This is a genomic window from Colwellia psychrerythraea 34H, assembly GCF_000012325.1.
GTDB lineage: Bacteria > Pseudomonadota > Gammaproteobacteria > Enterobacterales > Alteromonadaceae > Colwellia > Colwellia psychrerythraea_A.
This window is the reverse complement of the sequence record NC_003910.7, coordinates 2,654,849-2,680,085: the sequence shown is the minus strand read 5'-3', so window position 1 is coordinate 2,680,085 and position 25,237 is coordinate 2,654,849. Positions and strand designations below refer to the sequence as shown.

General features: G+C 37.7%; 23 protein-coding genes. 1 reads left to right on the top strand and 22 read right to left on the bottom strand.

The genetic code is table 11. The features are described from left to right. Positions 1 to 119 precede the first annotated feature (119 nt). The 14 genes from CPS_RS11475 to CPS_RS11415 all read right to left on the bottom strand — a co-directional run bounded on the left by CPS_RS11475 (position 120) and on the right by CPS_RS11415 (position 15,933). Complete coding sequence (locus CPS_RS11475; protein ID WP_011043384.1) at positions 120 to 452, bottom strand: PBPRA1643 family SWIM/SEC-C metal-binding motif protein; 333 nt, start codon at positions 450 to 452, stop codon at positions 120 to 122. Between the two features lie 203 nt (positions 453 to 655). Then, positions 656 to 874, bottom strand: a complete 219-nt coding sequence (locus CPS_RS11470) for a DUF6500 family protein (RefSeq protein WP_011043383.1) — start codon at positions 872 to 874, stop codon at positions 656 to 658. Positions 875 to 1,018: 144 nt separating this feature from the next. Further along, positions 1,019 to 4,294 carry an amidohydrolase family protein gene (locus CPS_RS11465; protein WP_238383606.1) on the bottom strand — a complete coding sequence of 1,092 codons (3,276 nt, stop codon included), beginning with the start codon at positions 4,292 to 4,294 and terminating at the stop codon, positions 1,019 to 1,021. A 366-nt stretch (positions 4,295 to 4,660) separates the two neighbouring features. Beyond that, complete coding sequence (locus tag CPS_RS11460) at positions 4,661 to 5,149, bottom strand: GNAT family N-acetyltransferase (RefSeq protein WP_041736947.1); 489 nt, start codon at positions 5,147 to 5,149, stop codon at positions 4,661 to 4,663. Beyond that, positions 5,142 to 5,327 carry a hypothetical protein gene (locus CPS_RS11455; RefSeq protein ID WP_011043379.1) on the bottom strand — a complete coding sequence of 62 codons (186 nt, stop codon included), beginning with the start codon at positions 5,325 to 5,327 and terminating at the stop codon, positions 5,142 to 5,144. Before CPS_RS11455 ends, CPS_RS11460 begins: the two co-directional genes overlap by 8 nt. Before the next feature lie 32 nt (positions 5,328 to 5,359). After that, positions 5,360 to 5,572: a hypothetical protein gene (locus CPS_RS24115; RefSeq protein ID WP_081428726.1), complete on the bottom strand. Its 213-nt coding sequence runs from the start codon at positions 5,570 to 5,572 to the stop codon at positions 5,360 to 5,362. Positions 5,573 to 5,674: 102 nt separating this feature from the next. After that, complete coding sequence (locus CPS_RS11450; RefSeq protein ID WP_011043377.1) at positions 5,675 to 6,196, bottom strand: thioesterase family protein; 522 nt, start codon at positions 6,194 to 6,196, stop codon at positions 5,675 to 5,677. 234 nt (positions 6,197 to 6,430) lie between these two features. Continuing rightward, positions 6,431 to 6,817: a hypothetical protein gene (locus CPS_RS11445; protein ID WP_011043376.1), complete on the bottom strand. Its 387-nt coding sequence runs from the start codon at positions 6,815 to 6,817 to the stop codon at positions 6,431 to 6,433. Between the two features lie 156 nt (positions 6,818 to 6,973). Further along, a complete protein-coding gene (locus CPS_RS11440) occupies positions 6,974 to 9,844 on the bottom strand; it encodes a DUF349 domain-containing protein (RefSeq protein WP_081428725.1) in 2,871 nt (956 codons plus the stop codon). A gap of 55 nt (positions 9,845 to 9,899) precedes the next feature. Continuing rightward, positions 9,900 to 10,223, bottom strand: coding sequence for a YeaC family protein (locus CPS_RS11435; RefSeq protein WP_011043374.1), 324 nt, complete (start codon positions 10,221 to 10,223; stop codon positions 9,900 to 9,902). Between the two features lie 79 nt (positions 10,224 to 10,302). Then, entirely contained in the window at positions 10,303 to 10,632 is a 330-nt protein-coding gene (locus CPS_RS11430) for a hypothetical protein (RefSeq protein WP_011043373.1), read from the bottom strand. A gap of 297 nt (positions 10,633 to 10,929) precedes the next feature. Further along, complete coding sequence (locus CPS_RS11425; protein WP_011043372.1) at positions 10,930 to 13,989, bottom strand: efflux RND transporter permease subunit; 3,060 nt, start codon at positions 13,987 to 13,989, stop codon at positions 10,930 to 10,932. Then, positions 13,986 to 15,155: an efflux RND transporter periplasmic adaptor subunit gene (locus CPS_RS11420; RefSeq protein WP_011043371.1), complete on the bottom strand. Its 1,170-nt coding sequence runs from the start codon at positions 15,153 to 15,155 to the stop codon at positions 13,986 to 13,988. Before CPS_RS11420 ends, CPS_RS11425 begins: the two co-directional genes overlap by 4 nt. 64 nt (positions 15,156 to 15,219) lie before the next feature. After that, positions 15,220 to 15,933: a DUF3313 domain-containing protein gene (locus CPS_RS11415; RefSeq protein WP_011043370.1), complete on the bottom strand. Its 714-nt coding sequence runs from the start codon at positions 15,931 to 15,933 to the stop codon at positions 15,220 to 15,222. A gap of 173 nt (positions 15,934 to 16,106) precedes the next feature. Between CPS_RS11415 and CPS_RS11410 the strand changes: the two genes are divergently transcribed. Next, positions 16,107 to 17,141: an AraC family transcriptional regulator gene (locus tag CPS_RS11410; RefSeq protein WP_011043369.1), complete on the top strand. Its 1,035-nt coding sequence runs from the start codon at positions 16,107 to 16,109 to the stop codon at positions 17,139 to 17,141. A gap of 138 nt (positions 17,142 to 17,279) precedes the next feature. On the opposite strand, the gene CPS_RS11405 is transcribed toward CPS_RS11410, so the two are convergent. The 8 genes from CPS_RS11405 to CPS_RS11370 all read right to left on the bottom strand — a co-directional run bounded on the left by CPS_RS11405 (position 17,280) and on the right by CPS_RS11370 (position 24,939). Beyond that, positions 17,280 to 18,809 (bottom strand): alanine/glycine:cation symporter family protein, encoded by a 1,530-nt coding sequence (locus CPS_RS11405; protein WP_011043368.1) that lies wholly within the window; start codon positions 18,807 to 18,809, stop codon positions 17,280 to 17,282. Between the two features lie 165 nt (positions 18,810 to 18,974). Further along, positions 18,975 to 20,117, bottom strand: a complete 1,143-nt coding sequence (locus CPS_RS11400) for a M14 family metallopeptidase (protein WP_011043367.1) — start codon at positions 20,115 to 20,117, stop codon at positions 18,975 to 18,977. 105 nt (positions 20,118 to 20,222) lie between these two features. Next, positions 20,223 to 20,732 carry a TlpA family protein disulfide reductase gene (locus tag CPS_RS11395; RefSeq protein WP_041736945.1) on the bottom strand — a complete coding sequence of 170 codons (510 nt, stop codon included), beginning with the start codon at positions 20,730 to 20,732 and terminating at the stop codon, positions 20,223 to 20,225. 521 nt (positions 20,733 to 21,253) lie between these two features. Next, positions 21,254 to 21,520, bottom strand: coding sequence for a hypothetical protein (locus CPS_RS11390; RefSeq protein ID WP_011043365.1), 267 nt, complete (start codon positions 21,518 to 21,520; stop codon positions 21,254 to 21,256). 171 nt (positions 21,521 to 21,691) lie between these two features. Then, positions 21,692 to 22,126 (bottom strand): GNAT family N-acetyltransferase, encoded by a 435-nt coding sequence (locus CPS_RS11385; protein ID WP_011043364.1) that lies wholly within the window; start codon positions 22,124 to 22,126, stop codon positions 21,692 to 21,694. Positions 22,127 to 22,602: 476 nt separating this feature from the next. Beyond that, on the bottom strand, positions 22,603 to 24,012 hold the full coding sequence (locus tag CPS_RS11380; RefSeq protein ID WP_011043363.1) for a M28 family peptidase: 1,410 nt from the start codon (positions 24,010 to 24,012) through the stop codon (positions 22,603 to 22,605). 69 nt (positions 24,013 to 24,081) lie between these two features. Beyond that, on the bottom strand, positions 24,082 to 24,396 hold the full coding sequence (locus CPS_RS11375) for a hypothetical protein (RefSeq protein ID WP_041736943.1): 315 nt from the start codon (positions 24,394 to 24,396) through the stop codon (positions 24,082 to 24,084). 252 nt (positions 24,397 to 24,648) lie between these two features. Beyond that, positions 24,649 to 24,939 carry a YkgJ family cysteine cluster protein gene (locus CPS_RS11370; protein WP_011043361.1) on the bottom strand — a complete coding sequence of 97 codons (291 nt, stop codon included), beginning with the start codon at positions 24,937 to 24,939 and terminating at the stop codon, positions 24,649 to 24,651. Positions 24,940 to 25,237 lie beyond the last annotated feature (298 nt).

The window sequence follows — 25,237 nt, the reverse complement described above, 5'->3', positions numbered from 1 at the left end:
GTTGTATTTCAATCTATTGCATATGATTACAACAATTAAATGTCTTTATTCTTCCCATCTTATTCTTAGACTGGCATCTTGAAGTAAGTGGGAACATATCACGGAAAAATAGAAGACTATTAACCACAACACTTTTTATATTTTTTCTCACTGCCACATGAGCAAGGATCATTACGGTTCGGAGTTTTATCAAATCGAGTCGTCGTAGGTTTACTTAATAGGCCTTCAAGTTCAACTATATTTTCTTCGACAGTACTATCTACCGTAATTTCAGCAAATAAGTCGTTATCGCTAACTAACTTTGTTATTTCTATTTTTCTTTCTTCACTACTAACCACTAGCGTTAATGGTTGTTTCTCACTACCAAGCTTAACGGAACGCTTAGTATTATAACCTGTGGTTACATGGTTATGTCTGGTGTGAATACGCCCTTTGTAATAAAGATCGTGCATAATGGTACTCCGCTAATAGTAAAAACTTGATTTAGGCGCGGCAGTATAACGTAAAGTAATAAATAGTCGACTGTTGAATTAAGTGTCTGAGCATTATTTTTTGATTTAAAAGATTTCAGTGATAGTGAAAATTTTTATCAAAGGTGCTTTTAGGTACAGTTATAATATTTATCATCTATAAAACAGATGGTTATTAAATGTTGTTATCGCTCTAAGATAACCAAGGCTTTAATTTTAAGCGCCTTTTCAAAGTGGTCGAGTTTATGAGTCATAATCCACCATGTTGCTGCTTCCATCAATAAATCAGGGTCATCATTTTTATTGGCAAAAAATGCATAAAACGATAAACCGACATTAGTGCCCTTTTGCGCCACTTTTTTATCACACACTGCAACGATCTTTTCTTGCAAACTAGTACGCATACGTTATTGTCCTTTGAATATTTGACAAATTTCTTTTTATGGGAGTAAAAAAGCCAGTAAGAAATGCTTACTGGCTTTTATTTACCTAAGGTTAACCTTTACTAAAGCAGATGATCTATCAATTAAATCGGTTAACCTAAAATACTATTTATTTTCGAAATAGAACTTTTCACGTTTATTATCATAATTACCAATTTCATTCATGGTGTCGGCATTATACAAACGGCCGTTAATCATAGTGTGGGTAACTTTATCACTTAGGCGGATATCCTGCGTGATATCTCCATCAATAACAATCATGTCAGCAAGTTTACCAACGGTTAATGAACCTAAGTCTTTATCCAAACCAAGTGATTTTGCAGGGGAAATAGTTGCGGTACGAATGGCTTGCAGTGGTGACATACCGCCTTGAGCCATCATCCACATTTCCCAGTGCATTGCTAAACCCTCGCGTTGTCCGTGACCACCAGCATTAACTACCACACCTAAGTCTTGCATTTCTTTGGCAACTTTTGCGACGTTGAAGTGATTATAGTGATGAAGTGGTGCTTTTGGTCGACGCATAGAGCGGGGATCTAAAAACTCGCTAGGCACATATTGACTTAAACGAGGGTGTTCCCAAACATTAGTCGTATCATACCAATAGTTTTCGCCGGAAATACCGCCATAAGCCACGCCCATAGTTGGCGTGTAAGCCATATCAGATTGAGACCATAATTGTTTGATATCAGCATAAATTTTAGCGGTAGAAATAGAATGTTCAAGCGTAGTATGCCCATCAACAACCATAGTTAAGTTATGTTGTAGTAATGAGCCCCCTTCAGGTACAACCATCATCTCTAATTCACGCGCTGCTTGAATAAACTGCTGGCGTTGGTTACGACGTGGTTGATTATAGCTTTTAACACTAAAGGCCCCTGCCGCTTTTAAACGTTCAACGTGAAATTTAGCATCATCCAGACTATCAACATGTGACGTATACCCTGGGATAGTAGCACCATATAAAATAGTACCTGTTGAGAATAATCGTGCCGCAACTATCTTACCGGCTTTTTGCATTTCACTTGCTGCAAAAAATTCCGTGGTATCATTTGATGGATCATGAATTGTCGTTACCCCTAGCGCCAAACCAGCATAATTTTTCCAGTTTTGCTGTGGAATAATTTCATTACTGCCTTGCGGGCCATGAGCATGCGCATCAATTAAACCGGGCATCACTGTTTTGCCCGTAATATCAATGATGGTCGCATCACTTGGGATGTTTACTTGCCCCTTAGTACCTACGGCTTTGATTTTGTTACCTTCAACAAGGACAACACCATTATCAATAACTTGTTCACCTTCCATTGTGATAACTTTACCGCCAACAAAAGCAACATGACCAGATGGAATATCAACTTTTTGTTTATAACTTAAGTTAATAACATTGATATCGTTAACTACGGTAGATGCACTAGTTTCAGGCTCTGACCCATCATCATTTTCATCAGTTGTTTTGGCTGTAATATCAAACAAACCTTTAATAGATGCTTGATATAAATCAGCACCAAGACTCCAATAAAGCTCATTTGATTTACCATTCCAATTAATACCTTCACCAGCACGCATTGATAATTGCTCTACCGGTAAGTTTTCAGCTTTAGGACCTATATCTATAACGTCACCACGCTCGACAAAAGGTGTGACAAAGACTTTAAAACGCTCGGCAAAAGCAAGATAATTACCATCCGGTGATACCCGATATTCTGACGCAAACTTACCCTGATATAACTTGGTGTCATGTTGGCCATCAATATCTATGCGCGAAATATGCGGCGTTTCGCCATCACGTGTCACATAAATACGATCGTTTCGCGCGCCAAAGTGTGGTTGAACGCCCTCTTCAGTAACCAGTTTAGCCTTACCGCCTTTTACTGAAACAGCATAAACACCAGGATTCAAACCCCAAGTAGGATCAGTAATAAAACCACCCGTTACTTTGCGGTATACCACGGCTTTACCATCAGGTGAAAAGCTTGGTTCAACGTATTTCCCTGGTTCACGCGTTATCGTTTTACCTTTACCGCCTCGGCTAGAAACAACACGTACTTGGCCTAAATTTTTATCATCCCAGCTAACATAAACAATCTTTTTACCATCACGAGAAAAACTCGGGTTTAACTCAAACTGACTTTTTTGTTTAGTTAAACGCTTAGGCTTACCCTTGGGCAAGCTCTTGGTATACAGGTGCCCCATAGATTCATAAACAGCAAGCTTACCGTTAGGAGATACTTTGACATCACGTAGCATTTTTGTATCAAAACTTTTTTGATCTAAATCTTGTGGGAAGCGTACGGCCGTTTGAATTTTCTTTGTTGTTTTAACATGAAAATCAATCACTTTAGCTTTTTTAGAATCAAGGGATAATTTGTTGATTTTACCTCCAGACCAAAAAACTAAACCTTCACTATCAGGTGTCCACGCCATCGTAGGATACACTCCATGAATAGCCCATGTCTCTTGCATATCACGGTCTAAACCATCATAAACTTTGCTTTGCTCACCGTTTTTAAGGTTGTACAGATATAAGTTTGATTGAAAATCATCACGGCTAATAAACGCTAAATACTTACCATCAGGTGAAAGTGTCGGTCTTATAGCACCCCCCTTACCTGATACAACTACTTTAATTTCACCCGTTTCAAGCTCAAGACGCTTAATTTTATAAATGCCCTTTTCAGAATCTTTCGAATAATGAAAGCTTTTACCTGGCGTAGCATCTTGTGAGAAATAGACATATTTTCCATCATGAGAAAATGCTGGCTCGCCTAAATCTTTTTGCTCATTGGGGCGCTTAGTTAACATTACGCCATTACCACCCGACTTATGATACATCCACACTTCACCGGCACCTAAAGAGCGAGTGCCTGTGTAATGTTTACGGCCAACAATATAGTTACCATCCGGTGACCATGCAGGGCTGTTTAATAAACGAAAGGTTTCTGTCGTTACTGCTTTTGCTTCACTGCCATCCGCTTTCATAATCCATAAGTTATCGCCACCATCTTCATCAGAAGTAAATGCGATGTACTTACCATCAGGGCTAAAGCGCGGTTGCATTTGCCAGGCGATATCAGTCATCAACGGCGTTGCTTCGCCGCCAGAAGCTGGCATGGTGTAAATATCACCCAATAAATCAAAAATAATGGTTTTGCCATCAGGGTTTAAATCAACATTCATCCAAGTACCTGAACGTACATCTATATCAGCCGTAGTGAAGTTACCTTGTGGCGAATTAACCGACCATTTAGGTGTTGTTTCTTCTATCGAGGCTTCATTATCAATAGGTGATTTTGCAAAAGTGGTTGGTAAGGCCAACATAACACTGAGTGCAACACCTGAAAGTAAGTGTTTTTTAGATAACATGGTTTTCGACGGCATAAATGCGTACCTTTGACGTTTTTTCAGTTGAATTAATTCTTTTTGATAACCACTACTTAATCACAATCATTGATAAGATGTAAGCGAATTACGTTGGTCAGTAGAAATTGTAAGATACATAGCACAAGTAAAAAACTGGCGTAGTGTACGGCTTTGCTGACAGTTGAATGATGATTTACGCTGTATGAGTTTAACTTTGTTTTTTTTGGCTGAGTCGATGGGTTCTTTGGTTAATTTTTGAAGTGTTTTTGATTGGCTTTTTTATTAATTCTGTCTTATTGATTATTGTCTTATTAAATACAGGATTGGCCTATAGAAAGGCAAATACCATGTGGCTATGACAGTTTATTGCCATGATAACGTATTCTACAGTGTTACTTGCCAATATCCGACGTCTAACCAACGATCAAATTTTAAACCCACTTCTTTAAAATGAGCCACTTTCACCATGCCAAATTTTTCATGTAAAGCGATACTCGCTTCATTAGGTATGGTAATTCCCCCAATAGCACTGTGGATCTTTATACGCTTTAATTCTTCAAATAGTACTTGATACAACTTAGTGCCGAGACCTTTTGAAGTATGCTCAGGAGACAAATACACAGTCACTTCAACTGAAAATCGATAAGAAAATCTATCTCGCCACTTAGTCGCATAGGCATAACCCATGATATTTCCCGACTCATCTTCTGCAACAAACCAAGGTAAATCGTCGGCGGTTATTTTTGTTATACGCTTTAATATATCTGACGCTGTGACGACTTCTTCTTCAAAGGTTACAACGGTATTTTCTATGAAATGATTGTAAATAGTACAAATACTACTTACGTCTTGTTCTTTTACTGCTCTAATCATTACTTTTGCTTCCAATTTCATTATTTAACGCTCTTATTTCGGCCTTACATTCTGCATTTTGTTTACTTGAGCCTGAAGTACATGGCGCAGACGAATCACCACCAAAGTCTCGCTGAACGCCATAATACACGCAAGATGAAAGTAAAAAGGTACATAATAAGGCATAAATAAGTTTCATAATGATTCTTCTAATAAATTGTTTGGTTTTAATCAGTTTTGGTTAGGGTCTGTTGACCTTTCGAGATTGTTTTTGCAGCGCTTTGTTGGGTATTTATACAAGATAGAGCCTTTGTCATGTGGTTGTTCCACATAAAAAGGTGATAATGCCGTAAAAATGTCCAACAAACGCTGTCCGAAGGATCCGGCTAAAAGCGTCTTACTCTTTGTTGAGTAGTATTTGCTTAGAGTGACTAGGCTACACACTACTCGCCGCGATTAAAACGCTTTTATCTCGAACAAAATTTAACCGCGAAAGTTCAACAGACCCTAGCATAGGTAAAATATTTTTGTACTGATAGGATTTTTTTACGGCCAAGGTCGCTGACTTTCTGCATCAATCCAGGCATTAACCCAATCGGGTACATCAAAGTTTGGTGTGGTTTTACCATAGGCAGCTAAAACTTCAGTAGCGGGTACTAAACCCTGCTTTGAGGTAAACGCGGCTTTAATTAATGCCGATGAACAAACTTTATCTTTAATATGGGTTTCTTGTAAAAAGTAAAACCAGCGGCCATCATGACAAATAACCTGAGTAGTGACAGTGAATTTTTTCCAAAACGCTATTCTTCTACGATAGCGCACACTAGCACCGCCCACAGCGAAGGCCCATTTGTTTTTTCTCATGAGACTCAGTAAACCGGTACGTTGAGCAAAATCCCAACGACCAAACTCCATATACGTTAAATGACGCGCATTATTAAGTTCAACAAAGACATCAATATCAGTTAACCCTGCACGGCAGTTCAGCACGCTTTTTTCATCCAAATTCATTTGAGGACTATTTTTGGCTCTAAACAGGGTCGCGATTAACTTAATATACGGGTACATACTTTGTTTCTCTTAGTTTTTATCATGTAAAACAAGAGGTAAGAGTACGCTGAAGTATTAAAGAAGGAAAGTAATAATACCAGACTGATTAATTTTTTGGTCAGCTTAACGTTGCAGAAGCGTTGGGTTTGCTGGTTTATTATTATGGCAGAGTAATTATTAGATTGGTTTAATAAGAAAAGGTAGTCTTAGTCATCACAACTACCTTAGTTTTTTTAATCATGCCGAATACAGTTAAGTCTCACCACTTGTCAGTGTCTGTAATGCTTTAGTCATTGTTTGTTGACCTTCTTCTGTCACTATCATGTTATTTAGCATTCTTTGTTTAAATAAACACTGTTGCGTTAATGTTGGGGTAGATCCAGTGTTCTCTTGTTTTTCGGCAGGTCGATATGGGGAATTTTTAACTAACCGCATTACGTCTGGAAAACGCTGTTTAAATAACGTAAGCGTTTCGTTAAATGCTTGTGAATTTTGTTTAGGACACAATGCTAAGGCGCCATCAGTAAGTTGATAAATCCCCTTCACTATCCTACTTTTTTGTTGTTCCTGTTCAGATATACTGGCTGCAGTTACTGTGTGAGATAATAAAACTAACATGAGGGTAAAATAAGTTTTCATAGCAATATTCCGCGTTTATTTATCAAATGAAATAAAAAATCAGTTTGCCTCATAGATAAGAAACAAACTGACTTTAGATATATTTTATATTTTTCGTTCAGTGCTCAGTTTTCGATTAGTAAAACTGAGCACTAAAGAGTAATTTTAACTATAAATCTATTGGCAATAAATAGTTTTTAAACGCTCAATTAGCGGTAAGTCACTTTCAACAAGCGAACCTAACATCAACCAATCAATTAGCAATTTATTCAAATCAATCTCAGTACCTGATTGCATCTGTTCTTGCATTAATTGAACTTGAACTTTCATACGCTGTTCGGCTAACTCTACCGGTGAATCACTTTTGCCAAGTATTTCAATTTCTAAGGTTTTATCAAAGCGAGCACTATTTTGAGCTGGTTTAGTTAACTTAACATGCTCTTGGAAACGTTTTTGCCAAAAACTGGTCATATTATTGTAAACAGCTGATGTTTGTAATGCTTGTAACTCTTGGTTATTTTGAGCTTGTAAGGACATTAACTCAAACAAGTTTGACCATGTTTGTTGTTCTTTTTCTTGGGTCTTTGCTTTTATGAGTTGCTCAATTTGCTTACTGATTTTCTCAATACGTGCAGCGACAGATTTGATAACAGGTTTACTGGCAATAACGTCTTTAAGTAACATTTCTGCACGTTGCGCAATTGACTGTAATACTTGCTTATCATCTTCATCTTTTACAGCGCCAAGAGACTCTTCAATGACAAGCACTTGTTCAATAAACACTTGTTGTTGAGTCGATAATACTGCTTGTTGTTCAGATTTAAATTGTTGTCTCTTACCAAATAATTCATCATTAACTTGGCGAAATTTCTGCCACAGCTGATTTTCTTGATGATTTCCGGCAAAACCTACTTCACGCCATTTTTCTTGTAACTGTTTAGCTGATTCAATTGCTGCTAAAACATCCTCACTTGCTAGTAACTCTTCAGCTTTAGCGATTAATGCTTGTTTTGCTGTGATATTACTGGCATGAAAAACACTAATGGCGCTTTTAATCGGGGCAATAGCTTCTTTAAACTTCAGCTGCAGTTTTTTATATTGGTTACGATCAACTTCACCAGCATTATTCCATTGCTGTTGTAAATTGTTGAGTTGGCCGTCAAGTTGTTTAAAATCTGGCTTCGGTGTTTCTTGTGAGTCATTTAGCTGTGAAACAAACAACTCTGCTTTTGCTAGTATTTTTTGGCGTTGATCTAAATGCTGTAAACGCATTTTATCTTGCTCGGCATAGAATAAACGACAAGGAGCAAACGCTTGTTCACAGCATTGATTAAACTGCTCATTGAGTTGCTTATCAACATCTTCATCAGCATGACCTAATGAATTCCATGTACCACGATACTCTTTAACTTTTTTTGCTTGCTCATTGGGATTATCCAATGGCGTTTCAACCAGAGTTTGAATAGCAAGCAATAACTCTTGCTTACGTGGTGTAGCGATATAATGTTCCCAATCGCTAAGTTCGACCATTTTCTCACTTACTTGGTCAAAGTCACGTTGTAATTGTTGCAATTGTTGTACAGACAAGTGATGAATACTTTCTTTCACGCCTTTGAACAAACCAAAACAAACTTTGTATTTACCATTATTGAGTAAACGTTTTATGTCTTGTAGTTTCTTTTTGTGTTGAAAGAAAAGTTCTTTTTGCTGACTTTGCAATGACTTCAATCCGCCCTGCCAAGTAGAGACAATTTCTTTTTGAGCCTGCACAATAGACTCTGGCAAAATACCAGCAGTTTTCTTTTCAATAACGCGCCAAGCTTTTAACCAATCATTATACGTTTGTTGTCGGTCGTTCAACTCTTCTAAAGACTTAGGTAAAGTCAATTGTGATATTTTAGAAATTAAGTGGGTAGCTTGGCTAACCGATTCAGCAATTTCAGGTATTTCATTCAAACGCTTAGACAGTTGTACAACTTGGCTAATAAAATTCTGTTGTTCATCTTTATTAAGTACAGAAGCTTTAATATTGGTTGTTAGGTTACGCAGCAACTCTTTAAAAGAATCTTCATCAAATTTGTCACTAGAAAAAACGGCTGTCGTGATTGATTGGCTAATATGATTAAGCTGTTGAGTAAATTCTTTTTTGTCTTGCTGTTTATCATGCGATAACTTGTCGCTAATGATTTGCTGTTGATAATTTTCAGCTTTAGCAATGAATAACTTTTCTAATTGACTAATAATGCTTTGATATTTATCACTAAATACGACACTTTTTTCTTCCGTGAAAACATCAAAATCAAGTGCTAGTGTCTGCCATTCGTTAATTAACTGTGCCTTACGGGTTTTATAAACACCATAGTCACCAACATCTTTTAACGCTTGAAGTTTTGCTAACGTCAGTTGTATTTGTTTCTCTAATTTTTGTGGTTTCTCAATGGCGACTTGTATAGCGCTTAGTTTATCTTCAATTTGTTGAGCTAATACATGATTGCATGCTTTTTTACTTAATTTCTCTAAAACCTTAGCATCATCAACTTGGTTAATTATGTAAGCTTGAAAGTCAGGGTTTTGCTTTTGGCTAAAGCTGTGTGTTAATAAATGTGTGGTTGTTTTGCGCGCACTAATTTGCTGATAAAGCGAAATCATAATAGCGCTATCTTGTTCGTGGGCAAGCCAAGCTTCTAATAAAGCTGTTCCCAGTACGGGGGTTGTTTCTTGTTGGTCTAATAGTGTTTGTTTTTGCTGTCCGCTGATCACAACATTGTGATCAGTGGTCAAAATGTCATGTACTTGTTTTGCAGCAAATTGTTTTACTTTGATTTGATTATTATTCTGACTTGCTTCGAGGTAGCAATCAAGAGTTCCTACTTTGATCAAAGCAGCACGGCGCACTAAATCACTGCTATCTTGGTTAATAAGATCAGTTAATATGCGTAGTTGTTCAGTGTTATCAGCGGATAATTCATCATTAATTGCTGTGATACGGACAGTCGCATCTTTATGTTGCCACTTAACTTTTGTTTTAAATAATTTGGAGAAGATCATAGTTTTTTTTTAATTCTTTCAGTTGGAGAATAACAAGAGCGACTTAAATGCAGGCTTACAGCTCATTGTTACTGAAATAAGCGATATCCGCTTGTGTGGGTTTAGTACAGCTTTTCAATTCTTCTTCAGCTTTGTAGCTAGAAAATTCAGATTTTAACTGACGTTTGTTTTTTTCAACAACGTGGCCATCAGGGCCGATAGTCAGCATTTCATCATTTTTAAGATGTCGGGCTTGATAAGCCATACTCAATTGCAAAGCAGTAGCACGTTGCGCTGCGTCCACAACAGTACCTTCAGGCCATTTTCCTGTTTCCGCAGCACATTTTAGGCGTAAGTACATGTCATTTGACATGGCGTCTATGGTTTTAATTACATCCATTAGAATTCCGAGGTATTAAGTTGTATGAAAATTAGTATAAATATTGATTCGTTGTATCTACGTCTTGTATCAGAACAGGTTATCTAGCTTTGCGTTTGGTAAAGAGTAGCATGGCACGAATGATTATATACATGACAAAGCCAATAATGGCACTGACCATCGCTAGATTATGTTGCCAACTGCCTGGTTCGACCCCATCCCAAAACATAAAGAGAAATCCACCACAAAATAACAACATGGCGATAAAAGAGTAGTTCATTAAACGTTGAGTTTTATTGATTAAATGTACGCGGTTTAGGCTGGCAAGTTTATCAGAGTCGATCTCAGATAAATCAAGGTTACAGTGATTACAAGTTTTTGCTTTATCGGAGATTTTTTTCTTACAACCTGGACAATTAATAACGGCCATTTAGATACTCATGCAATGATAGTTAAAACGTTTAAGCAGGCACTTTAGCTTTAAACAAAGTAAGGCCGCCTGATTTAATGTCGCTTAGTATACCTGACCTATTTTGCTATTTCACTAATCCAGCGAGTAGAAATAGCTAAGAATGAATTAATACCGATTTCATTAAGGAGTGAACAGTTGTACGAAGAGAAAATAAATCAAGACAAGGTGCATGATTGAGCTCATGTTGTTCTTAAGATTGAGAGCAACATGAGCTTGAGCTATTTTAATTAGCGTACGTGAACGTTTTATTTATTTTCACTGCTCCTTGATAGAAAACAATACTGCGTAAACCACGGGGATAACGCCTAAAGTAAAGACAGTTGAGAACAGTAACCCACCCATGATAGCTATCGCCATAGGTTGCCAAAACTCGCCGCCTCCAAGGTATAGTGGAATTAAGCCAAAAATGGTGGTCGCTGTCGTTAACACAATCGGTCTGAATCTTTGCTGAGCTGCATTAATAATCGCCTGAAAATGATTACCAGGAAGTGCTTGCTCCTCTATTTGTATACGTTCTAATAATATTATTGCGTTATTAATAACAATACCTGCCAATGAAACTATGCCTAATAATGTCATAAAACCGATGAAAGATTGCCCCACTAATAATCCAGTCGTTACGCCAATAAGGCCTAAGGGAATAGTTAACAATATAATGAATGCTTTTCTAACCGAATTAAACTGCGCAATAAGTAATAAAAGTATAAGAAAACCGGCAATAGGTAATTTGTCACCTATTGATTTATTCGCTTTGCCTGAGGTTTCAAATTCTCCACCTAACTCATATGAGTAGGAGATTGGCCAGTTTTTTTGCTGTTCTTCAAGCCAAGGTAGTAATTCTTTAAATGCCTGATTTGCGGTAATGGTATTATCTATTTGACCACCAAGGGTAATGGTCTTTAAGCGATCACGACGTAAAATTTGAGCAGATTCCCACACTACCTTAATATCAGCAACTTGTGTTAAAGGTACTGAACTGCCATTTGCCTGAGAGTACACTGCTAGTGCTTGTAATTTACCAATGTCTTGGCGGTCGCCTGCTTGGGTACGCATCGTAATAGGAATAACAATGTCCCCTTCCCTATATTGACTTAACTCTAATCCGGACATGCCAGTGCGTAATGATACAGCGATATCTTTGCTCGATACACCTGCTCGACGAGCACGACTTTGGTTAATATTAACCTGTAATTTTTTAATTGGCATACCCCAATTATCACTAACACCTTTTACTCCGTTAATAGCGCTCATTCGCTTTTTAACTTGCTCAACCAAGGTAAATAACTGCTCAGTATCAGTACCATTAATACGCACTTCTACAGGATTTTCAATAGGAGAGCCATTTTCTATTTTACGAAGTTTAACCAATAAATCAGGAAAATTATCCAAACTAAATCGTTCCAATTTTTCCATGGTTTGATCCACTTCTTTATTGCTAGTTACATTGATAACCATTAAGGCGTAATTGCTGCTGGTCGGCTTGGGGTTATGTGTTAATAAAAACCTTGGACCACCATTTCCTACATAAGTAACCCAATTAGTAACACCTAGGTCTTCATTGGTTTTAGCTTTCAACTCTTCTTTAATATAGCTTTCGATACTTTGAGTAACTCGCTCAGTCGCCGCTAACGTAGTACCAATGGGCATTTCTAATTCCATTTTGAAAAATGCCCTATCTGACGGTGGAAAAAACAATTTAGGGATGAATGAAAGCCCCCAAACAGAGATGATAATCATGACGAAGGTTATGGATAATGTTAGCCAACGAAAACGCAGTAAATTTTTTAATAAGGTTCGGTATGTGACCAATAGCGGGCTATCAACTTGCCCCGTTGTCTTTTTAACTTTCATAAAGTTTACACAAAGCATCGGGATAACCGTCATCGACAAGACCCAAGAACACAATAAGGTAATACTCACTACTTTAAATAGCGACGCTGTGTATTCACCTGTAGACGATTCTGCTAAAAATATAGGTAAAAATGCCGCTGCTGTGGTCAGTGAGGAAGTTAATAGTGGTACTTTTAACTCATTAGCAGAGTCCACTGCTGCATCGATGGCATTTTTGCCTTTTTCCATCGACACCATAATATTTTCTGACATGACTATGCCGTTATCGACTAACATACCAAGGGCGATAATTAGTGCCGCTAAAGAAATCTGGTCAATACCAATATTTAGCAGTGACATGATAAGTATCGCAAAAATCATACTCGTTGGGATCAGTACCGCAACAATGAGGCCTGTTCTAAAACCTAAACTAAATAACATCACCAAGGTGACAACAATAACGGCTTGAATTAAGTTGCCAGAAAAATCATCAACTTTCTTTTCTACATCAAAAGGTAGAAAAGAAACTGCCTCAAAGTTTACGCCAATAGGGTAACTTTTATTCAATGTAGCCAGTAACTCATTCACCTGTTGACCCAGTAAAATATTATTACCGCCATGCCTCATCGCAATAGCAATCGATATGCCCTGCTCTCCAGATAAGCTAACTTTACTCTGCACAGGATCAACATAACTGCGCTTGATAGTGACCAAGTCACTTAAATAAAGTAGACGATCGCTACCAGGGATTTGAATAATCGTTCTTTTTATTTCATCAACATTTTCAAAGTTACCACTGGGTTCAAGGGTAATTTGTTCATTATCTATAATAATACTGCCACCCGAGATAATAATATTTCGACTAGATAACTGGTCACTTAACTGGCTCGGAGAAATGCCTAAGCTGGCTAGGTGCGCATTATCATATTCAAGGAAGATATGTTCTTGCTGTTCGCCAAATACTTGTACTTTTGCCGTTTCGGATAAACGCAGCATGGCATCTCTTGTTTGATCGGCGATGTCTTTTAATTCACGGTAATCATAACCTTCTGCAGTTAAGCCAATAACAATACCAAAAACATCACCAAACTCATCATTAACCACTGACGGCTGGCTTTCTGCGGGTAACTCAACTTGAGCCGCTTCAATTTTACGACGTAGGTTATCCCAAATAGGACGTAAATCGCGGTAACTTTCTTTAATATTAACGCTAATAATAGAGATACCTGTACGTGACTCACTTTTAACAAAGTCTAATTCAGGCAGTTCTTGAATAACGCGCTCTAATTTGTCTGTAACCAGCATTTCTACTCGCTGTGGACTAGCCCCCGGAAATTGAGTAATAACTTGTGCGGTACGAATGATAAAACCAGGATCATAATCTTTAGGCATATTTTTAAAGGCATTAATGCCGAAAAAAACAATCACGAGTAACAACATGAACGTTGTTCTGTTGTTGGTAATTGCCAAACGGGTAATATTCATAGAATGTCTCTGCTATTTTTCTTACTGGAAGTTGTGGCTAAATCACTCGTTTGAGTAAATTTAACTAAGCTGCCAGCAGACACCTTACTCATTCCAGCAGTGATCACATGGTCACCTGACACTATGCCAGCATTTGGGCCCGACGTTACCGAAGGCGCAACGTTGGTAAACACCTCAATACCTTGTGAGGTAATATTGCCAATAATCACAGATTTTCTTACTATAATCCCAACACCTACTTTGTGTTTATTCACTACATAAACATAATTGCCTTGACTGTCTTTTAGTACAGTATGACTGGGTAAATAAAAGCTTGGGTAAACATGATTTTCACTTTGTGCCAACGCTACCTGTGCGCGAACTAATGCCGTCATCCCCGGTAAAATGACATAACCATCAAGTGCCTTCATGGTAAATATCACTTCATACGTTTTACTGTGTTCATCAGCAAGAGTGGCTACTTCACTGAACTGTAGAGGGAAACTGTGATCTTCAATTGAATTAAAGGTGGCACTAACTACACCTTGTGCAGCGTTCTTTTTCAAGTGAATCATGATGCTTTCAGGGATATTTACAATCAGTTGTATTTCACTTAAATCATGAAGTCGAACAATAGGCTCTTTGGCATTGATTTCTTGATAGTTCTTGCTGTAAACCTTAGCTATAACACCATTAAATGAAGCGCGTAATGTACTATAATCTAAGTTGTTGTTTGCACTTGCTAACTGTGCTTTGGCTGACTGCGCCTTGGTTCTTATCTGGTCAAATTCCGAGGCCGAAATATAGTTTGTTTTAACTAAGTTTTTAGCTCGAATTAAATCCGCCATAGCGGTATCAAAATGCGCTTGCGCTTCTGCTACATAGATTTTTAAGTCTGTGTCATCCAATTTTGCGATAACATCACCTTTGTTAACCTTATCGCCTTGCTTTACTACAAAGTGCGTTAGGTTACCTGATATTTTAAATGCTAAATCAGCTCGGTTTACCGCATCCACCACAGCCGTGAATTCAAGTGCTTGGCTAACATCAACAGTCTTGACCAATAAAGTTCTTACTGGTCTTAACTCTGGCTCAGCTTCCACTTGAGGTGTTTTTTCACAAGCACTTAGCAATGTTGTTGCCAATATGGCGATAACTAACGGTTTTATAAATTGGTCAAAACTCATCACAGATAAATTTCCTGATTGATTAATTATTGTGTATCTACTGTTCTAAATGGTGCGACTAGTACTACGCCTCTGCATACTTGTCAGCGCGTATCTCAACTAATCGGTCTACAAACTTTGCTGCCCACATATCAAGCAACTCTTTAACGACCGTCATATTATCTTCACCTGAATTAGCGATGGTGGTATCAACATATTTAGTGCTGATCGCGGCCAGTACTCTCTCTCGGCGAATACCTTTTAAAAATTCAATTTCAACAGAGACTTTTGTGGTGACATCTTGCTTATCAACTATTTCCAAATAAGCTAAATTACCGGCATTCATTACCATGCGAAAAGGAACAAAATCTGTAGGCATTAGTTCTGGGTCCTCAAATTTCACCCCCGAAAAGGCACCTTGGATGATGAGAGTTCGTGGACCCATAAGTTCAACAACTTCGTAGTTATTAGCGCTTAGTCGAGCGCTCATTTGTTGATGGAAATATTGTGACAATTCATTTAACTCTTCAGGACTGAACTTAGCATCAGCACTTGGCGTAACCCACATTTCAAAAGGCACCAACTTCACTCGTTTCAAATCAGCAAGCATGTCTATGGTGAAATTTTCACTTCGATAAACTTTGGTGTAATCTGGGTCATAAACATCTTCAAACCCTTCATAGTTTTTGAGAAATCCTGAATGTTGTTGGTCAGTAATATTTATACAGCCACTGAGCAACAAAGTAACCAATGAAATAGTGGTGACTGAAGAAAATCTTTTTTGTACTTTTAATAACATAACAAGCCTAGATAAATTAATTATTTACAGTGGTAACAGCTATATAATGCTAGAATTTACTCAATCTAGCTCAACATCTTGTGCCATTTAATGTGCCAAATAGGACAATAGATTAATTTCTACATTTTCAACGACCTAGTGTTGCTCTCTGAGAGTAACCCCATAGAGAACATATGAGCCAAACGACACTGTCCACTATTCCTCGCCTCATCGGCCAAGTACTGTCTATTTATGATGTAGCTCCTGAGGCAATTTTCTCAGCGGCTAACATTGATATTACGAGTGATGCTCAAACTCGAGTGCCTATGGAGAACATGGCAACGTTATGGAAACTGGCAGTAGAAGCAACCCATAATAATGAACTTGGTTTAGTTGCAGCCTCTTTATTCCAACCGGTTTACTTGAAAAGCATTGGGTTGGCATGGCTTGCCAGTGAGAATTTAGAAGAGGGATTAAAACGTTATATTGCCAGTAGTCAGTTGATTAATACCGAAATGCAGATTGAATTAACAGAGCGTGATGGCATAGATGGTGAAGAAACATTAATTCAATATCAGCGTCGATTAACTTCCAGTAATACAATTAAGGTCCACCCCTGCGCTATTGAACTGGGTATAGGGTTTTTCTTAAAAATGTTCCGATTAGCCGCAGGTAAAAATATACCCGCTACTGGGGTATATTTTACTTTTGCTATCGAAGAAAACAACAAAGTCTATGAAGAGTATTTCCAATGCCCTGTATATGGCAATCAAGCAGTAAATGGCATCGCCTTTTCTAAAGCGTTACTCACTGAGACACTACCTACACATGATGTAGAGTTAGTTGAAATGAACGAAGTGGTTATTAATAAACACCTAGATTCAATGGATAATGGCGAAACAAGTAGTAAAGTTATTAAAATGATTAATGATTTATTACCTTTAGGATGCCCAACAGAAGAAGTCATTGCCTATAAACTACATATGAGTAAACGGACGTTGCAAAGAAAACTGAGTGTTGAAAAACAATCTTTTTTAGCCTTGCTAACCTCTGTTCGCCTAATGTTAGCTAAAGAAAAACTAGCGAATAAGAGGGTTTCAGTCACCGAAATCACCTATCAACTAGGTTACAGCTCACCCAGTACATTTGCCCGTGCTTTTAAAAAGCATACCCAACTTTCTCCCCTTGAATATCGTAATCAAGTATCAAGCTACTCAAGCTGTTCCTAGTCTATTAATACTAGTAGCTAATAAACACCAAGAGTATTACTAGTAACAAATGTCTTGGTATTTGTGAGCTTTTTCCTTAAAAAAAACCAATAAAAAAGCCGTTCATTATGAACGGCTTTTTTCAAATCAATGCGTTAACTAACTTGCATTGTCTTTATTCGCTTCTTTGTTTGCTTCAGGGTTTTCCTTAGCAAAACGTTCTTCCCAGAAATCTGCATTTTCAATGCCTAACGACTTAGGGTCAAAAGTAAATTTTGTTACGCCTGCTTTTTGTTGCGCTTCATAATCTTTTAATGCCTTTATTGCAGGTTTTGCCATAAAGAAGATAATGATAATGCCGATAATATTAAGCCATGCCATCAAACCAACACCAATATCGCCCATACCCCAAGCTGCACTTGGTTGTGCTACTGTTCCATAAAATACTGCAGCCATCATAACTAATTTTAAAACAAATCGTAATGCCGGAACTTTAATGGTTCGGTTGATATAAGAAACATTATTTTCTGCAATAAAGTAGTAAGCAAGTACCGTAGTAAAGGCAAAGAAGAATAACGCAATAGCGATAAACGGTTTACCAAAACCTGTTAGCACACTGTCAACTGCAATCTGCGTAAATGCAGGACCACTGATCACAACATCTGCTGCAAGATTTTGCACTAAGAAAACACTGCTTCCTTCAGGCATTACATTGTAAGACTTAGTAATTAAAATCATAAACGCGGTAGCTGAACAAACAAATAAGGTATCAATATAAACAGAGAATGCTTGAACTAAACCTTGCTGTGCCGGATGTTCAACTTCTGCAGCAGCTGCTGCATGAGGTCCTGTACCCTGACCCGCTTCGTTTGAATAAACACCACGTTTAACACCCCAACCAATTGCAGCACCAAAACCAGCCATAGGCGTAAAGGCATCAGTGATGATTGACATGAAAATATCAGGTAAAATATCGATGTGCAAAGCAATAATAACGCAAGCAATAATGATATAAGCCAACGCCATAAAAGGAACAACAATTTGAGTGAAGTTAGCGATACGCTTTACGCCACCAAAGATGATGAAACCTAAGATTAAAACAATAAGCGTTGCTGCATAGACTTTAGTTAAGGGTAGATCACCTAAAAATGAAGGTACTGTACCACCGTTACCAAAAACATTAACCAATGCATCACCAATACCATTAGACTGAACTACTGGTAATAGCACACCACAAGCTACTATCGTAGAAATAGCGAATATCCAGGCATACCATTTCTGTCCCATGGCTTTTTCAATGTAGTAAGCTGGGCCACCACGGTAAACACCGTCTTCTTCTTCTTTATATATTTGCGCGTTGGTTGATTCTATATAAGCGGTTGCGGCGCCAAAAAAGGCTACGATCCACATCCAAAAAACTGCACCAGGACCACCAAAACCGATTGCCGCAGCAACACCGGCAATATTACCAGTACCTACACGACCTGATAACGAAACAGCTAATGCTTGAAAAGATGAAATACCTTGATCTGAACTTTTACCCGAAAGTAATAAGCGAAACATTTCTCTAAAGTGACGTAATTGAACGAAGCGCGTTAGGATGGTGAAAAATAAACCCGTTCCTAAACACAAGTAAATAAGCGCTGGGCTCCAAATGACACCGTTAATACTATTGACTAATTCTTGCACAGTTAACTCCTGTTGATTGTTATTATTCTTATTGTTTTTTTATTTTAACTCGCGTTTAGCTTAAAACTGTACAAGCTTCATTAGTAATGAAAAAGCACAAAGTTAACCAAAGGAAATCAGTGCTTTTAATATATTAATTGGCCTATACAGTTATAAGCTCAATAACTAGCGTAAATCATCTACCATGTGATAAACACCTGTTAAGAAGTCTCTGCCTAATAAGCTACTACGCTCATCAGACCAACCCACACTATAATCTGGAAGTAAGTCATTATCTTTGAACGGCATTTCGATGGTGTAAGCTAAACATTTGAATTGGTTACCAACCCAGTTAGTACCAACAGTAGTATTTGCTTTACCAGGCTCGTCTTTGTCATAACCACGATCATCTTGGAATTCAGGCGTGATAGCGATCATTATTTCTTTAAACTTATCTTCAAGTGCTTTATGACGAGCATCGTAAGCAACAACACCTTCACAACCGGCAACAAAGTTTACTGGTAAAGCTTCATCGCCATGAACATCTAGGAACATATCAACACCCGTTGCTAGCATCTTTTCGCGAACAAGAAACACTTCAGGGCTTCGTTCCATCGTAGGCTCTAACCACTCACGATTTAAGTTTGCGCCAACAGCATTAGTACGTAAATGTCCACGAGCACTACCATCTGGGTTCATATTAGGAACAATATAGAATACTGTTTTGTTTAATAAAGCACGGGCAACGCCATCATCTTCATCAAGTAAACGGTCTAACATTCCTTCAACAAACCATTCTGCCATTGTTTCACCTGGATGTTGGCGAGCAGTGATCCAAACTTTACGTTTACCTTCGCCTTCTTCACCGATTTTAAGCAACGTCATATCACGGCCATCAAGTGTTTGACCTAATACTTGTAATTGACAATCAAGGTGCATTTGCGCGTTATGAATCAAGTCTTGATGACGTTCATAGCTATAAGGTGCAAAGTAGGCAAAATATACTGAGTCATATTCAGGTGTTAACGTGATAGTAAGTTTTTCACCATCGTATTGGGTAGGTACACGGAACCAATGTTCACGATCATAAGAAGCAACTGCTTGGTAATCTTCCCAACCTTCAACATAAGCCGCTTTACCTGCATTATTTAAATGCATTACGTGCTCTAGACGATCGCCATTAGCACTTAGGTCAGTTTGCAACTTAAAGTGAAACCATTGATAAAAATCAGACTGATTGTCTTTTTTTATTTCTAGTTGAATATTGCTTGCATCAGATGCGTCAATAACGCGAATGTTACCGCTGTCAAAATTGTCAGTAATTTGCATAATAATTATTTCTTAGATTGTTTGGTATAAAACCAATGACTAATTGAATAAGACAGTGTACACAAACAATTTGAAGATCACTATACAGATCTAATTAAATATTTTTTATAATGATCGTAAATATAGCCCTAACTCTGAAGAATATCCCATAGATTTACCAATAATCACATTTTCTTCATTTAAAACGTAATAACTGGGATATCCACTGATTTCAAAAGCATGCTTAATCGCTTCATTACCCAAGGCAATAGGAAAGGTTAACTGATGTTGGCTGGTAAAACCCATGACTTCTTTCGTACCGGTATAGTCCATTGCTATGGCAACTACATCAATATTTTCATTTTTTTGAAATAAGGCTTGTAAATTACCGATACTGGCATGACAAACCTGACACCAAGGTGCAAAAAAGTACAATATTGTAGTTTTACCTTGAGAGTTTAATGAGACCGTATCACCCATTAGTGTTGGGACTTTATCTATGTCTAAACCCTGCGTCGCGGTAACGACTTCTGTCAGTGGCGTATCGGTTGCTAACATACTGGTTTCTCGTAAAAAAGAAAGCAGTTGAAAGGCAACTAAAAAGATAATAGCTTGAATTGCAAAACTTCGTAGCAAAGGAAATTCCAGAAATAAGTAAATGTGTCTAGCTTAATAGACCTGATTACCCTCATTTATATTTTGTAAAATATTGTCTAGATTTATCTGAATATGTTATTTGCTTGAAGATTATATCTTGTATGAAGTTTCAACATGAGTTTCGGGCCAGTAAATAACGTAAATGTTATTATTGAAGACCACAAAATCAGTCGTTTATAGAAAGCTTAGTGACTACTGTATTACTTCTTAAAGACTATTTACTCGCGAGTCTTTATTCAGTTAACCTGAACTCTGGATAATGAGTGCTTGATGTTTAAGTAAAATCAACAACTTAGATTGTTACGTATAAAAAGTAATACAATTAAAGTAGTTATAAGCTTTATCAATGTTTCATTTTATTCAATTATCAAGGCAAAACGTTTATGAATAGCTGGCTATTCATCGACGTTTTAACGCTGAGAATTGGATGAAGAGGAATGTTGAGCAAGTGCTGCTTATCCAGAGTTCAGGTTAGTTTACAGAGTAGCCCTATATGTTTACTAATCTTTATTCTTCAGTAATTTTCTGATGAGCGTAGACACTAAAAACGAAACACCAAAACCAACAACAAAATATAGTACAAGCGCAAAGGTTTCTAAATTAGAGGTATAAACGTCACCACCTTCAAGTAGGCATTTAGCGGAGGAATAATCAAAAGAGCCGCCGTGATCTAGGCAATCATCAACCACTAAAAAGGTATGCAGCGACCAAATGACAAATAAACTAGTTAAAACACCAACGAGTGTCGGTAGAAGTGTACGATTCATATAATAGTAAAACCTAAGCGGGGATTTAAAAGCGAGTAGAATAACAGATAAAATGAAGTGAAACCCTACTCACGTGACAAGTTATACCTTTAATGTCAGGTTAAATAGACAAAAATATTTTTTGGAATGCATTTTTAAGTATCCATTCCAATTAATCCATAAACTTTACACTTAACTAGAACGGCTATAAACATCGGGTTGATGCAATTCCATAAAAGACGCCGGAGAGCTAAGTGAGGTAAAGCCAAATTGCTGATATAAACCATGGGCATCACTCGTAGCAAGTGCCATTCGGCGAATACCTTGTAATTTTGGATGTTCTATAATATTTTGCATTAACCATTTACTTATCCCTTTACCCCGATGTTCTTCAAGTACAAAAACGTCAGCTAAATAGGCAAATGTCGCGGTATCAGTAATCATACGAGCAAAAGCAACTTGATTGCCATCCTCAGTAAAAACACCAAAACATAAAGAATTATGAATGGCGGTTTCCAGGGTATTTATTGGAATATTCTTGGCCCAGTAAGACTGAGACAAGTAACTATGAATAACGGATAAATCCATATCGTTAATTTGTGAACTAATTTTATAACCTACAACCAATGAAAATTCCTCGAAGTACACGCTTTTAGTTATACCCGCTCCACTTGAAGATGCATCTTCAAGTGGAGCGGGTATATAAGTTAACATGGCTTAAAAACAAGTTCGATAGTTTACCGTTATATTACGCAAATAAAAAAGCACCGAGTAATAGCCCAGTGCTTTTTCAAGTAACTTAAGCATTCATACTAGAATGCTTTGTATTTACCTTATACCAAGTCCATTAAGTTATTTCCCCTCAGCGAGAATTAAAAGGCTTAGAGACAAGGCATTGATTGAAAAGAATGGTTATTCCCTTGTCAAAATCAATAACACCGTATGTAAGCCTTTTAAACTCGCCCTTGGGAGCTTTTCAGAAAAGCAATAACTGCACAAATTTGTGAGATATAGAATGACTATACCGGCACAAATTTTATTTGTTATAACTCTTCTGACATAGCTCTGAGGTGGGAATAAATTTAATGGAATTGGTATTATTGTTATTTACCAATAATCCGCGTTTTGGCATTAGCTGCCATGTAGGCGAATATTGCATAGCTTGCAACATTGTGGCGTAACTTTATAGGATCAACTTTATCTAATGTATCATCTGCAGTGTGGTGATAATCAAAATAATCGGTACCGTCTTGTGACAAAGCAAACGCAGGAACCTTAAACGGTCTAAGTGGAATAAGATCTGGTCCGTTACGCGCCGCATTGTTAGCAATATACTCAACATTCAACGGTTTAAGCATAGCAGCAATTTCTTTAACCAAAGGTAATGAACTCGCATGAACATTGGATTCAAATGCCCAAATTTTGTCTGCGCCAAAATCAGATTCTGCCGCCGCTACAATATTTGAAAGCGTTTTTTCATTTGCTTTTGCATAAGCTTTAGCGCCCCATAAACCAAATTCTTCTGCGGCAAATAATACCACACGAATACTACGTTTAGGTTGGCCTTTTAACGTGGCAAATTTTGCCGCAGCCATTGTTATAGCAATACCTGCGCCATCATCTAATGCACCAGTACCAAGATCCCAAGAATCTAAATGGCCACCAATCAGTACATGTTCTTTAGGAAATTCACTACCCGTAAATTCACCAATAACATTGTATGAAGTCCCCTCACCCATTGATTTTGCTTGCACATTAATATTGATGGTAACGGGTTTTCCTAAAGCAACTAAGCGATGTAATTGATCAGCATCTGCATTTGAAATAGCTGAAGAAACAATTTTAGTTACGCCTTCTTTATAATGGCTACCACCAGTATGAGCAAAACGATGAGTTGCCGTACTGACTGAACGCATCACATAACCCACAGCACCTTTTTGTGCAGCAACTACAGCACCACGACTACGTGCTTTGACCGCTGGCCCGTAACCATTGCCATCTCGGTCGCGATCCATATGGTAGTTTATAAACACGATTTTGCCTTTGGCAGCATTGTCAGCAGCATTTTCTAATTCAGCTAAGTTTTCAAATTCAATAACTTGGGCTTCAAGACCCTCTTTAGGTGTACTAATACTATTACCTAGCGCGGTTATATGTAGCGCTTGTGGCGCAGGACTTACAACAGAGGCTGATTCAGAGTAACGGATCCATTTAGGAAACGTAGCAGGCTCGGTCCATACTTTGTCAAAGCCCATAGTTTTAAACTTAGCAACGGCCCATGCAACACCCGCTTCATCACCCGGTGTGCCGGGCATTCTTGGCCCTACTTCGGTCGTTAAAGACTCAACTAGGTCCCAAGCGAGATCGCTCTCAAGTGCTTGTTTTTTTATTTCTATTACGTGTGATAACTGTTCTGCTGAAAAGTTATCTGATTTGGCATGTGCTTGTACAACATTAAAACTTAATGAAGCAAGAATCAGCGTTGATACCACTGAAGTAAAACGTTTTTTCATAGAATAAAGCCTACTGTAATGTAAGTAAGAGGGTAAATTTCAAATAGATGTTTTGCAGACTAATCGTGCTTAGCGTTTTATCTTTTTCATTTTAACCACTTCACGTGCTATAGCGAGTAACTCAGGAGAAATGTCTTCAGCGCCACTTTTAATTAATTTGCTAACGTCACCTGATGAGAACAGAGAACCACGCTCAGATTTTACGCCTAATGATCTTACATAGTCTTTGGTTTTACCCGTGCTTGCAGTATCAATATATTTAAAGATTATTTCTTCATTAAAGCCTTGTGGTTCTTGCTTCAAGGTATCTATTGTTAGTGTAAGAGCTTTAATCTCTGACTCTAGGTTTGCAATTAAATTGGCAATATCTGTATATGGATTCATGAAATCATTTGCTCTTATAGGATTAGCTGACGATGCAAAAAGCACCCAGAAAACAGACAAGTGAGTTTCACCCACTTGTTTTTTACTATTGTACCGTGAAAAAAACTGAGTAAAAAGGTAAGCACTACTCAGATCGTACTTTTATTGAAAACACTAATGGGGTCATTAAGGAAATGAATGTGTACAGCATCAATGTTGGAATGTAAATTTATAGGGTAACTCCCTACTTTATAACTAGTAATGCAGAAGACACTACATTTTTTCTTCTCGCTCTTCTATGCACTCATAAGATCCCATTTCAAATATTCGACAAACCCAAGGTCTGTTCTCATAAATACTACACATGAGCGTATCGCGATCTAATGCTGAACACCAACCATCGTCAAAGCGTAGCATAGTTTCTTTGCCATATTCATCCACATAAACATGTCGATCAGGGACCCCTGTGTCGGTTAGAAGCATCACTTCTAAGCTACAGCAACATGCCTGACAGTTCGCACAAGTAACTTCAGGAACCGGAATGTTTTTTACGTTAATGGTCATAAATTACAACAAAATTTTTAATGGCGGCTAGCATACGCTATATACCCGTTACCAATCAAGATGCAAGTTTCAGAGTGCTTGAGCAATTTCAATTCAAGGCACGGTGGTGAAATAATGGTTATTCAGGAGAATATGATCCTGCATTCTCTAATAGGCTACATCCATGTAGCGTCCTTATAAATCACAGTAACGATGAAGTGATATTACTCAAGCGCTTCTTTGATGGGTTTAAAATGACTTTATGCTGCGTTAAATAATCAAACCATAGAATAACTATGCTTAAATTATTTGTCTTGTC

Excerpts from the sequence above, each read along its gene's own strand:
- CPS_RS11475 (WP_011043384.1), bottom strand. The coding sequence starts at position 452 with ATGCACGATCTTTATTACAAAGGGCGTATTCACACCAGACATAACCAT.
- CPS_RS11470 (WP_011043383.1), bottom strand. The coding sequence starts at position 874 with ATGCGTACTAGTTTGCAAGAAAAGATCGTTGCAGTGTGTGATAAAAAA.
- CPS_RS11465 (WP_238383606.1), bottom strand. The coding sequence starts at position 4,294 with ATGCCGTCGAAAACCATGTTATCTAAAAAACACTTACTTTCAGGTGTT.
- CPS_RS11460 (WP_041736947.1), bottom strand. The coding sequence starts at position 5,149 with ATGATTAGAGCAGTAAAAGAACAAGACGTAAGTAGTATTTGTACTATT.
- CPS_RS11455 (WP_011043379.1), bottom strand. The coding sequence starts at position 5,327 with ATGAAACTTATTTATGCCTTATTATGTACCTTTTTACTTTCATCTTGC.
- CPS_RS11450 (WP_011043377.1), bottom strand. The coding sequence starts at position 6,196 with ATGTACCCGTATATTAAGTTAATCGCGACCCTGTTTAGAGCCAAAAAT.
- CPS_RS11445 (WP_011043376.1), bottom strand. The coding sequence starts at position 6,817 with ATGAAAACTTATTTTACCCTCATGTTAGTTTTATTATCTCACACAGTA.
- CPS_RS11440 (WP_081428725.1), bottom strand. The coding sequence starts at position 9,844 with ATGATCTTCTCCAAATTATTTAAAACAAAAGTTAAGTGGCAACATAAA.
- CPS_RS11435 (WP_011043374.1), bottom strand. The coding sequence starts at position 10,223 with ATGGATGTAATTAAAACCATAGACGCCATGTCAAATGACATGTACTTA.
- CPS_RS11430 (WP_011043373.1), bottom strand. The coding sequence starts at position 10,632 with ATGGCCGTTATTAATTGTCCAGGTTGTAAGAAAAAAATCTCCGATAAA.
- CPS_RS11425 (WP_011043372.1), bottom strand. The coding sequence starts at position 13,989 with ATGAATATTACCCGTTTGGCAATTACCAACAACAGAACAACGTTCATG.
- CPS_RS11420 (WP_011043371.1), bottom strand. The coding sequence starts at position 15,155 with ATGAGTTTTGACCAATTTATAAAACCGTTAGTTATCGCCATATTGGCA.
- CPS_RS11415 (WP_011043370.1), bottom strand. The coding sequence starts at position 15,933 with ATGTTATTAAAAGTACAAAAAAGATTTTCTTCAGTCACCACTATTTCA.
- CPS_RS11410 (WP_011043369.1), top strand. The coding sequence starts at position 16,107 with ATGAGCCAAACGACACTGTCCACTATTCCTCGCCTCATCGGCCAAGTA.
- CPS_RS11400 (WP_011043367.1), bottom strand. The coding sequence starts at position 20,117 with ATGCAAATTACTGACAATTTTGACAGCGGTAACATTCGCGTTATTGAC.
- CPS_RS11390 (WP_011043365.1), bottom strand. The coding sequence starts at position 21,520 with ATGAATCGTACACTTCTACCGACACTCGTTGGTGTTTTAACTAGTTTA.
- CPS_RS11380 (WP_011043363.1), bottom strand. The coding sequence starts at position 24,012 with ATGAAAAAACGTTTTACTTCAGTGGTATCAACGCTGATTCTTGCTTCA.
- CPS_RS11375 (WP_041736943.1), bottom strand. The coding sequence starts at position 24,396 with ATGAATCCATATACAGATATTGCCAATTTAATTGCAAACCTAGAGTCA.
- CPS_RS11370 (WP_011043361.1), bottom strand. The coding sequence starts at position 24,939 with ATGACCATTAACGTAAAAAACATTCCGGTTCCTGAAGTTACTTGTGCG.